This window comes from Mycobacterium sp. NGS51, assembly GCF_059812525.1.
In genome coordinates this window covers 86117-96431 of record NZ_JCALCV010000007.1, presented here as the reverse complement: position 1 = coordinate 96431, position 10315 = coordinate 86117, and the positions used below count along the sequence as shown (strand labels likewise).

The following is a 10315-nucleotide window of genomic DNA, read 5'->3' as shown; positions in this document are numbered from 1 at the left end:
GTAATGCGCTGGGCACGCTGCCGGGTCTGGGAGGGGCTGGCTCTGTTGGTGGCCGCGCTGATGCTGAGCTCGTGCGGGTGGCGTGGTCTCTCCAACGTGACGATCCCCGGCGGCCCGGGTAGCGGATCCGGTTCCTACACCATTTATGTACAGGTGCCGGACACGCTCGCGATCAACGGCAACAGCAAGGTGCTGGTGGCCGACGTGTTAGTCGGCTCGATCCGCGACATCAAGCTCAAGAATTGGGTTGCCACTTTGACGCTGGGCTTGGACAAAGGTGTGAAGCTGCCGAGGAACGCCACCGCGAAGATCGGCCAGACCAGCCTGCTGGGCTCTCAGCACATTGAGTTGTCCGCGCCGCCCAATGCGTCGACGCAACCGCTGAAAGACGGCGACACCATCTCGCTGAAGAACTCGTCGGCGTATCCGACCATCGAGCGCACGTTGGCCGGCCTCGCGATGATATTGCGCGGCGGAGGCATCCCGAACCTCGAGGTGCTTCAAAACGAGGTCAACAACATGCTGCGCGGTCGCGCGCCACAGATCCGCGCGTTCCTCGGCAAACTGGACACCTTTACCGCCGAGCTCAACCAGCAACGCGACGACATCACCCACGCCATCGATTCCACCAACCGGCTGCTGGCCTACGTGGGCGATAGGTCGGAGGTCGTGGATCGGGTGCTGACCGAATTCCCGCCACTGATCAAGCATTTCGCCGACAAGCAACAACTGCTGATCAACGCCACCGATGCGGTGGGCCGGCTCAGCCAGGCCGCCGACCAGTACCTGTCCGAAACCCGGGGCCCACTGCATCAGAACCTGCAGTCGCTGCAGTGCCCGCTGCGGGAACTGGGCCGCGCCGCGCCTCATCTGCTCGGTGTGCTGAAGATCCTCGCCACCGTGCCGTTCGACCTCGACACCGCTCCGAAGCTGATTCGGGGTGACTTCATGAATTCGTCGATCAATCTCGACGCGACGTTGTCGACCGTTGACAATGCGTTCCTCACCGGCACCGGGCTGTCCGGTGCGTTGCGGGCGCTCGAGCAGTCGTATGGTCGCGATCCCGAAACGATGATTCCCGATGTCCGCTACACGCCGAACCCCAACGATGCCCCCGGCGGACCACTGGTGGAGAGGGCGATATGCTGACCCGTTTCATCAAACGCCAGCTGGTCCTGTTCAGCGCCATCACGGTGATCGCCCTGGTGGTGCTGGGCTGGTACTACCTGCGGATTCCGAGCCTGGTGGGTATCGGCCAGTACGAGCTGACGGCCGACCTGCCGGCGTCGGGAGGCCTGTACTCCACGGCCAACGTGACCTATCGCGGTGTCACCATCGGCAAGGTCACCGCCGTCGAGCCGACCGAACGGGGCGCACAGGCGACGATGAGCATCGATAGCCGCTACAAGATCCCGGTCGATGCGTCGGCGAACGTGCATTCGGTGTCCGCGGTCGGTGAGCAGTACCTGGACCTGGTGTCGACAGGCGATCCGGGCAAGTTCCTTTCGCCCGGACAGACCATCACCAAAGGTACGGTGCCCAGCCAGATCGGGCCGGCGCTGGACGCCGCCAACCGCGGGTTGGAAGTGCTGCCCAAAGACAAAATCGCCTCGCTGCTCGACGAGACCGCGCAAGCGGTCGGCGGGCTGGGGCCCGCGCTGCAACGGTTGGTCGACGCCACCCAGGCAATCGCCGGTGACTTCAAAACCAATATCCGCGACGTCGATGACATCATCCAAAACTCCACGCCGATCCTGGACAGCCAGGCTAATTCCAGCAGCGCGATCGAACGCTGGGCGCGCAACCTGAACGTCTTGGGCGCCCAGGCCGCGGAAAAGGACCAGGATTTGGAAAGCGTGCTGTCGAAGGCGGCGCCGACCGCCGATGACCTCGACGCGGCATTGGGCGACTTGCGGGAGTCGCTGCCGCAGACCCTGGCCAATCTCGCGGTGGTGATCGAGATGCTCAAGCGCTACCACCCCGGCGTCGAGCAGGCGCTGACGATCTTGCCGCAGATTGGTTCGTTCATCCAGACGATCTCCGTGCCGTTCGAGAAAGACCACACGCTTGTGCTGGACCTCGGGTTTGCGATCAATCAACCGCCGCCATGTTTGACCGGGTGGCCTTCGGCAGCGGAGTGGCGATCACCAGCGGACACCAGCTTGATTCCCCACCCCAAAGGCGCGTACTGCAAAATCCCGCAGGACGCCCCCTCCAATTCGGTGCGCGGAGTGCGCAACATCGAGTGCGTCGACGTTCCCGGTAAACGCGCGGCGACGCCGAAGGAGTGCCGCAGTGGCAAACCCTACGAGCCGATGGGCACCAACCCGTGGTACGGCGACCCGAACCAGATCCTCAACTGCCCGGCCCCCGGTGCCCGCTGCGATCAGCCGGTCAACCCCGGCCAGGTGATACCGGCGCCGTCGATCAACAACGGTCTGAACCCACTGCCCGCCAACAAGCTGCCGCCAGAAGGGCTGACGCCGCCGCCGAAAAACGATCCGCTGCAGCGGCCGGGCTCGGGTACCGTCCAGTGCAACGGCCAGCAGCCCAACCCGTGTGTCTACACTCCGAGCGGGGGCCCCACCGCGGTCTATAGTCCGCAGAGCGGTGAGCTGACCGGCCCCGACGGCGTTAAGTACTCGGTCAATAACTCGAGCAGCACAGGAGACGACGGATGGAAGGAGATGCTGGCGCCAGCCGGCTGAACCCAACCGATGCCGACGATTCGTCGTCTTCGGAGGTAAAGAGCGAGGATTCGTCCGAATCCGAGGTAGGAGCCGACCAGGCCAGTACCGAGGCAACCGCCGACGATGACTCCGAGGGAGGGGACTCTCTTGTTGCCGAGCGGAATTCCTCGCGTCTGGGACGACGGTGGTTGATCGGCATCACCGCGGCGCTTCTCGTGTTGGCCGGCGCTGTCGGTACCGGTGGCTATTTCGCGCTGCGCGCCAACCAGGAGAGCCAGGCCATCGCGCGCAACGACGCGGAAGCCGTACAGGCCGCAAAGGATTGCGTCGCGGCAACCCAGGCCCCCGACATCGGTGCGTTGGTTGCCAGCGAACAGAAGATCATCGACTGCGCCACCGGCGATTTCCGCAGCCAAGCGATTCTCTACAGCAATCTGTTCGTCCAGGCGTATCAGGCTGCGGACGTGCATGTCCAGGTGTCCGATCTGCGTGCGGCGGCGGAACGGAGCAGTGGTGAGGGGCCGGTCGACGTGCTGGTGGCACTCCGAGTAAAAGTGTCCAACAGTGAAGCGCAGGACCGAGAAGTGGGCTACCGATTGCGGGTGACGATGGTACCCGCTGAAGGCGAATACCGGATTGCCAAGCTTGAGCAGGTGGCGAAGTGACGGTGGTGCTCGAAGAGACCGAGACCACGCCGGAATTCGAAGCGGCAGCGCCGAATAACCTGGCGCGCTGGCAGATCCGCGCGGCTGCGTTCGTCACCGATGTGTTGCCTGGCGTTGCCGTAGTGGCGACGATGGCGTTGGTCTCGTTGGCGGTGCCGGTGCGCAGCACGTGGTGGTGGCTATGCATTTCGGTCTCAGCGACCGTGATACTGCTGACTTTGATCAACCGGACGGTGTGGCCGGCGAACCGCGGCTGGAGCCTGGGCCGTGCCCTCATGGGAATCTCCGTTGTGTGCCCAGACGGGGGTTCCCCCGGACTGGGGCGGTTGCTGTTGCGAGACCTCGCCCACCTACTGGACACCATCTCGGTATTCGTGGGCTGGCTATGGCCGCTGTGGGACGCGCGCCGACGGACCTTCGCCGACTTGCTGCTGCGCACCGAGGTGCGTCGCGTCCGACCGGATCAGCGGCCCGGCAGCATCCGGCGACTCGCCGCAATCGTGGTCTCGGGCGCGGTGCTGCTGTGCGTAGGCGGTGCCGCGTTGAGCTTCACGGTGGTCTTCCTGCATGATCGTGGGTCCGACCAGACCCGCGCCGCGATCCAGGCGCAGGGACCGAAGATTGTCACCGAGATGCTGACCTACGAGCCGAAATCGTTGCAGGAGGATTTCGCTCGGGCGCTGTCGCTGACGACCGACAAATACCGGACGCAGTTGGCTGCCCAGCAGGAGGAAGTGCAAAAGGGCCACCCCGTCGTCAACGAGTATTGGGTGACCAACAGCGCAGTGCTGTCCGCGACGCCGGATCGGGCGACGATGCTGTTGTTTTTGCAGGGCCACCGCGGCGGGGAGGACCGGGAGCGTTACATCACCGCCACCGTTCGGGTTTCGTTTGTCAAAGGCACAGACGCGCGCTGGCTCGTCGACGACCTGTCGGTGGTCACAAAACCCAAACCACCCAAGAGCGCAAAATGAGCCCCCGCCGCCGAATTCAGCTTGGCGAAGAGCCGCTCCTCATCGAGCGGATACCGAAAACATCGCTGTGGTCGCGCCTAACGGCGCGGCGGTTGAGGTTACCGCGCCAGTGGTGGAAACCGTCGCGGCAGTGGGCCGCGCCCATGGCGATCGCCGTCGCCGGGCTGCTTGCGGCAGGCGCGATCACGTCGTCCTCGCTCATCCTGGTCGACCACAGGTCGCACCACCAGGCAGCGATGAAGGAAGTCGACGTGCTCGGCTTCGCTCGGTCGTTCATGACAAGCTTCACGACGCTGGATCCGTTTCACGCCAACGACTACGTGGAGGGGCTATTGGCCCAGGGCACAGGTGATTTCGCCAAGCAGTACCGTGAAAAGGAGAACCAGGTCCTCCTTCACGTCGCCCAAGCTGAGCCTACCAAGGGCACTGCTCTGGAAGCCGGCGTTGAAAGGTGGAATGACGACGGCAGCGCAAACCTGCTGGTGGCCACCGAAGTCACGTATAAGTCGCCCGACGGAAAGCAAACAATCGAGAACACGAATCGTTGGGTGTTAACCGCTCAGCGGGAAGGCGACCAGTGGAAGATCAGCAGCCTCCAGCAAGTGCTCTGACAAACAACCGCCCGCCACATCGGAAGCGCCGGTGGGCGCGGCTTCGTCGAGGCCGCAATAAGGCCACGGCGGCTCGAACCGAGGAAGTCGGCTCGGCCTCCAGCGTGCCTGAGCCCGACGCCACCGCCGAGACCGAAGCTGCCGAACCAGACGCCCAGCCACCCGAATTGGCGGCGTCCCACGATGAACCCTCGGCCGAAGAGGGGGCCGAAAGCGTCGAAAGTAACGAGGCCGCAACTCGGCCCGCCAACGGCGGTTCTGACCAGATCGGCGTCGACGAAGCGCAAGACACTGACGGCGACACCGAGCGCGAAGGAGATGTCGACGAATTACCGGCCGCGGAAACCGCCGCCAGACGACCGGCCGGCCGGCGGCTTGCCATTGCTGTAGCCGCTGCGGCCGTACTGTTCGTAGGCTCTGCAGCGTTCGCCGGTGCGACCCTACAGCCATACCTGACCGATCGCGCCACCGTGGCTACCAAGCTGCAAGTCGCGCGCACTGCCGCCAACGCGATCACGACATTGTGGACCTACAATCCGGACAACATGGATAAACTGGCTGATCGCTCGGCGCAGTACCTCAGCGGCGATTTCGAAGCCCAGTACCGCAAATACATCGATGCGGTCGTCCCGCCCAACAAGCAAGCGCAGATCACCAACACCACTGAGGTCACCGGTGCAGCGGTGGAATCTCTGAACCCGACAAACGCCACCGCGATCGTGTACACCAATACAACATCTACCAGCCCACTGACGAAAAACGTTCCGACGCTGAGGTACCTGTCCTACCGGCTGATGATGAAACGCGACCACGCGCGCTGGTTGGTGACCAAGATGAACACCATCACCTCCTTGGATTTGACGCCCCACGTGTAAGGCAGCTCACCGAAAGGTACTGGCCCCGATGGCTGCTGGCGCGATCGTCTCGCCGGTATCCGATCGACTGACCGTTGCGGCGCTGCTGCTGCTGACCTTCGCCACCGGCCTGGTCGACGCGATCAGTGTGTTGATCCTCGGTCACGTGTTCGTCGCGAACATGACAGGCAATGTCATCTTCCTGGGTTTCTGGTTCGTGCCGAGCGCCGGCGTCGACCTGACCGCAGCGGTCGTCGCCTTCGCGGGGTTCCTCGTCGGCACTGTGCTCGGCGGCCGCTTGATTCGCATCCTCGGACACCAGACCCGGCGGTGGCTGACAGCGGCACTCGGCTTGGAGGTCACCATCTTGGTGGTGCTGTCAATTTTGGCCGGCACCGGCATCCTGAACTATCACTCCAATACGAAACTCATCCTGATCGCCGGCCTGGCACTGACTTTCGGCGTGCAGAACGCCACCGCACGCCAGTTCCGCATCCAGGAGCTCACCACCACCGTGCTGACGTCGACCGTCGTCGGCCTCGGAGTAGACAGCCGGCTTGCCGGCGGCGGCGGTGAACGTGAAAAGCTGCGCTACAGCGTGATCGCCGCGATGTGCGGTGGTGCCATTCTGGGCGCGACGCTGTCTCGGGTCATGGTGGCGCCGGTGATCGGATTGGCCGCCGCTGTGGTCACGGTGAGCCTGCTGATCTTTCGGTTCGGCCGACCCTGACGCGGCTTAATTGAACGCGAGCCAGCTGGGTAGTGCCCGTTCACGGGAGTCGCACAGTACCTGGCGGGTGTCGCAGGACCCTTTGGGAACCCCGGCGCCGGCCCACATGCCGCCGGTGTCGCGGCGCAGTACGATTGCCGACGATCCACCGCCGTCGAGCAAAACCGCAGTGTCGCTGTTCAATCCGCGGAACAGATCCTGGATGTTATCTGGTGTGTAGCTGCCGCCCTGGAACACATACATCTCGTCTTTGGGCTTGGAGTAGGCGATGGCCGTACGTGCCGCGCTCGGGCCATCGTCGTTGAGCTGGCCGGTGCTGCCGGGCGACAACAGACCCAGCCCGCTCACCGCGACGAACGGCTCGCCCTTGTCCACCAAGCCCTGTACGACCGGGGTGGCGGCGTCGTAGTCCCTGCCGTCCCGACCGCCTCTGGGCCATACCACGAATGGCGCACCGCGCGTCGGCATGATCATCGTTGCCAAGGCGCTCCAGTGCTCGTTGCCGCCCGAGAGGCCCTGTTTGCCGGCATAGGCCACCGTGCCGGTGACCGCTTGGTTGGCCCGGCCTTGGCCGCGGGTGTTGTCGACGTAGGCGCCCAGCGGCGAGCTGCAGCCCGTCGACCGCCACGACCCGCCCTTTTGGCCCCGCACGTCGAAGAAGTTGGCGTTGATGGCAATTGTCGGTTGGCCCAGCAGCTGCCAAGCCTGCAGCGGCGAGTAGATCTCGGAGGCCTGCATCAGCCCGTCGCCGGTACGCGCTCCGGGGGTACGTTCACACCGCGATTGCGCACCGCGGTGGCTGTCCACCAGCAAGTGCGGTGAAAGACGTTGCGAGGCAGCCTTGATGATCATCAAATGGCCGCCACTGGTGCCGTCGTACCAGCTGCCGCCGGCATTGAGCATCGGCGCGGGGTGGCCGGCGCCGAAGTTGTACACCAGGTAGGAACCCCGGGTCCCGGCGATGGCGCTGGCCAGCAAATCCCGCGCCTCGGCGCGGGCCACCGGTTGCCCCACACTGGTGGCCACGGCCACGCACAACATCGCCACGGCGCAGCAAGCTGCCATGCGCCGGAAGGTGACGGCGAGAGTCGACACGGGGGGACCTTTCGGCGCGGACGTCGATACAACAAGCACACCATTAACCACGCCTATAACAGAGTCAACTTGCGTAACGATCGGATGACGCTTTGGCCGCGCCGCAATGACGTTCCGCTGCTTGGACTTTCCGGCGAGTTGACCGCCCGGCCGGACTGAGCGCTACTCGGAAGCGGGCGTCGTTTCGTCGGCGCCGGACGCGGGCTCCTCCGTTGGTGTCGCGTCACCACGGTCCGGCGGTTGCCCGCTGGCCGATGGTTCGGCCGCAGCCGGAATCCGGTGGTAACCCCGACGGTCGTAGATCCGGGTGACGATGCCGCCAAGCAGCAGGCCGATCACCAATCCGATCGTCGTCAAGATCAGCGCATGAGTCAATCCGGCGTCGGCATGACCATCGAGGTATAGCAGTGCCCGCGCGCCGAGAAAGACTTGATGCATGGGCTCGAACTTGGCCAGCCAACCGAAGAACGGCGGCGCGGCCTCCAATGGAACGGTCGCCCCCGCTGACGGCAGTCCGAGGATGACGAACAGCAACATGCTGACCAGGAGGCCAACGGAACCCAGCACGGCGATCAGCGACGTCGACGTCACGCCGACCGCGACGATCGCGAACACCCCGTAAAGCCACAACGCGCGGCCGTGGGGGATGGGCATGCCCAACCCGTTGGCGATCATCATGTAGACGGCAGACGTCAACAGTGCCAACACCACCATCAACGCCCATTTGACCAGTAGCGTGCGGAACCGCGAGATGTTGACCTGCTCGGCGAACCGGTATACCGGCCCGAATTCGGCTGGCGCATAACCGAGCATCGAGTCCACCAGTGTGCTGACCACGATGCTGCCGGTGAAGCCGGCCAGCAAGAGCAACAGCGCGTAGTAGAACGCGGAAAGGCCGTTGCCGGTGCCATTGGGAAGAGGCTTATAAACTTCGCTTTGGATATCGATGGGGTTGGCCAGCATCGCCGTGACTCCGGCGGCCATCGGCGCGGCGTTGGTCTGCAGCGAGACTTCTTCCGAAAGCCGTTGGCCCACTTTGCGGTTGACCGCGTCAGTGGCCCGGGAAAGTGTCTGACCGGCGATGCTTGAAGCCAACGTACCGGCCCGCGGGTTCGTCGAGACGACGATAACCGGTCGGTCGATGCCGCCTGGGGCCACCACGTTTTTCGCGAAGGTCTGCAACTTTGACGAGAAGTTGGGCGGTATCCCCACCGCGCCGTAGACCTTTGCGGTGTCCAGTTGGTGCAGGGCCTCTTTGCGGGTTAGGACGCGCACGTCGAATTTGTCTTTGTCCAGGCCGGCGACCAGACCCTTGACGACCTGCGCACCCGTCGGTCCGGCGTCCTGGTTGACGACCGCCACCGGAAAGTGCCGCAGGCTGGTCATCGGTGTGAGGATGCCGCCCAGGTACAAGGCGGCCAGTGCTGACAATACGGCCAATGTGACGACAATCGGCACCGCCCAGAACCGCACCGTCCGGGTCGCTTTCACGGTGGCCGCTGCGTGGTGCTGAGGTTGAGGCATACCCGCTCCTGTCGTCGGGCCTACCCTATGTCGGCGGAAGACGGCGGGTGGTGATTACGCCGCCACGTTAGGAGATCCGCAAAAGAGGGAACTCCCGGTTGACGATGGCGTCAGAGGACGCTTCGGCGGCAAACAGAGGAGCAGCAATGATTGGAACAATCGTCAGCGCCATTGTCATCGGATTGATCGTCGGCGCACTTGCGCGCCTGGTAATGCCGGGCCCGCAACACATCGGCATCATCATGACAATCCTGCTCGGCTTCGTCGGTTCGTTAGTCGGATCGTGGCTGACCTACAAGCTTGGATACACCAACGCAAACGGAGGGTGGGAAGTCATTCCCTTCTTGGTCGGCGTCGCTGTCGCGGTCCTGCTGATTGCCATCTACGTGGGCATCACCGGGCGCAGTGGCAGCCAGGTCGGCGGGCGCCGGATGGGGCTTCGGCGCTAGCCGCCCAACCCGGTACGCATCTCCCAGACCAGGATTTCTGACGGCTCACCGGCGGTTAGCCGGCGCCCGCCGGAATCGGTGAAGCGGACAGCGTCGCCGTCGACGACCTTGCCGAGGCCTTCGACGTCGACGCTGCCGCGCGCCGCGAACAGGTGCACATAGCGCGCCGACGGCAATTCGACTGCCTCACCGGGACGCAGCCGCGCGCCGTGTAGAGCCGCTGAACGGTTGCCGATGGTGATCGCGGCATCATGGCCGGGGATGCCGGAGGCGATGGTGACCAGCCGGCCGGCCAGCAATTGGTCGCCGACCTCGTCCTGCTGGTAGCCGGGGGCGGCGCCAGATTGGTCGGGCGTCACCCACATCTGAACGAAATGTACTGGCTCGCTATCAGAGTCGTTCTTCTCCGAATGCAGGATGCCGCTGCCGGCCGACATGCGCTGCGCCAGACCCGGGTACACCACTCCGGAATTGCCTGCCGAATCACGGTGGGCCAGTGCGCCGTCCAGCACCCAGGTGACGATCTCCATGTCACGGTGCGGGTGCATGTCAAAGCCCGAACCCGGTTCGACGATGTCGTCGTTGTTGACCAGCAGCACGCCGTGGTGGGTGTTGTCCGGGTCGTAGTGATCACCGAACGAGAACGAGTGCCGTGAGTTCAGCCAGGACGTCTTGGTGACGGCACGGTCCTGCGCACGTCTGATGTCGACGGTGGCAGGCACA

The 10315-nt window shown here is 64.3% G+C and carries 11 protein-coding genes; 8 read left to right on the top strand and 3 right to left on the bottom strand.

What is annotated here, in order from left to right:
• Positions 1 to 3 precede the first annotated feature (3 nt).
• From AC5Y5W_RS10835 to AC5Y5W_RS10805, 7 genes are all read left to right on the top strand, one after another.
• Positions 4 to 1149 carry a virulence factor Mce family protein gene (locus AC5Y5W_RS10835; RefSeq protein WP_499888047.1) on the top strand — a complete coding sequence of 382 codons (1146 nt, stop codon included), beginning with the start codon at positions 4 to 6 and terminating at the stop codon, positions 1147 to 1149.
• Entirely contained in the window at positions 1143 to 2708 is a 1566-nt protein-coding gene (locus AC5Y5W_RS10830) for a virulence factor Mce family protein (protein WP_499887920.1), read from the top strand. The genes AC5Y5W_RS10835 and AC5Y5W_RS10830 overlap by 7 nt, the downstream gene beginning before the upstream one ends.
• A complete protein-coding gene (locus tag AC5Y5W_RS10825) occupies positions 2678 to 3355 on the top strand; it encodes an Rv1363c family protein (protein WP_499887918.1) in 678 nt (225 codons plus the stop codon). Before AC5Y5W_RS10830 ends, AC5Y5W_RS10825 begins: the two co-directional genes overlap by 31 nt.
• Positions 3352 to 4329 (top strand): RDD family protein, encoded by a 978-nt coding sequence (locus AC5Y5W_RS10820; protein WP_499887916.1) that lies wholly within the window; start codon positions 3352 to 3354, stop codon positions 4327 to 4329. The genes AC5Y5W_RS10825 and AC5Y5W_RS10820 overlap by 4 nt, the downstream gene beginning before the upstream one ends.
• Positions 4326 to 4940 carry an Rv1363c family protein gene (locus AC5Y5W_RS10815; protein WP_499887915.1) on the top strand — a complete coding sequence of 205 codons (615 nt, stop codon included), beginning with the start codon at positions 4326 to 4328 and terminating at the stop codon, positions 4938 to 4940. Before AC5Y5W_RS10820 ends, AC5Y5W_RS10815 begins: the two co-directional genes overlap by 4 nt.
• Positions 4941 to 5107: 167 nt before the next feature.
• The gene (locus AC5Y5W_RS10810; RefSeq protein WP_499888045.1) at positions 5108 to 5815 is read left to right on the top strand and encodes a hypothetical protein; all 708 of its coding nucleotides are present in this window, start codon (positions 5108 to 5110) and stop codon (positions 5813 to 5815) included.
• Positions 5816 to 5843: 28 nt separating this feature from the next.
• A complete protein-coding gene (locus AC5Y5W_RS10805; protein ID WP_499887913.1) occupies positions 5844 to 6524 on the top strand; it encodes a YoaK family protein in 681 nt (226 codons plus the stop codon).
• A 6-nt stretch (positions 6525 to 6530) separates the two neighbouring features.
• Here AC5Y5W_RS10805 and AC5Y5W_RS10800 read toward each other — a convergent pair whose 3' ends face one another.
• Positions 6531 to 7589 (bottom strand): phosphodiester glycosidase family protein, encoded by a 1059-nt coding sequence (locus tag AC5Y5W_RS10800; RefSeq protein WP_499888043.1) that lies wholly within the window; start codon positions 7587 to 7589, stop codon positions 6531 to 6533.
• A 192-nt stretch (positions 7590 to 7781) separates the two neighbouring features.
• Positions 7782 to 9143: a YhgE/Pip domain-containing protein gene (locus AC5Y5W_RS10795; protein WP_499900128.1), complete on the bottom strand. Its 1362-nt coding sequence runs from the start codon at positions 9141 to 9143 to the stop codon at positions 7782 to 7784.
• 146 nt (positions 9144 to 9289) lie between these two features.
• On the opposite strand from AC5Y5W_RS10795, the gene AC5Y5W_RS10790 reads away from it, so the two are divergent.
• On the top strand, positions 9290 to 9592 hold the full coding sequence (locus AC5Y5W_RS10790; RefSeq protein WP_065014801.1) for a GlsB/YeaQ/YmgE family stress response membrane protein: 303 nt from the start codon (positions 9290 to 9292) through the stop codon (positions 9590 to 9592).
• On the opposite strand, the gene AC5Y5W_RS10785 is transcribed toward AC5Y5W_RS10790, so the two are convergent.
• On the bottom strand, positions 9589 to 10314 hold the full coding sequence (locus AC5Y5W_RS10785) for a pirin family protein (RefSeq protein ID WP_499887910.1): 726 nt from the start codon (positions 10312 to 10314) through the stop codon (positions 9589 to 9591). The two genes, AC5Y5W_RS10790 and AC5Y5W_RS10785, sit on opposite strands and share 4 nt — an antisense overlap.
• Between the last annotated feature and the right edge of the window lies 1 nt (position 10315).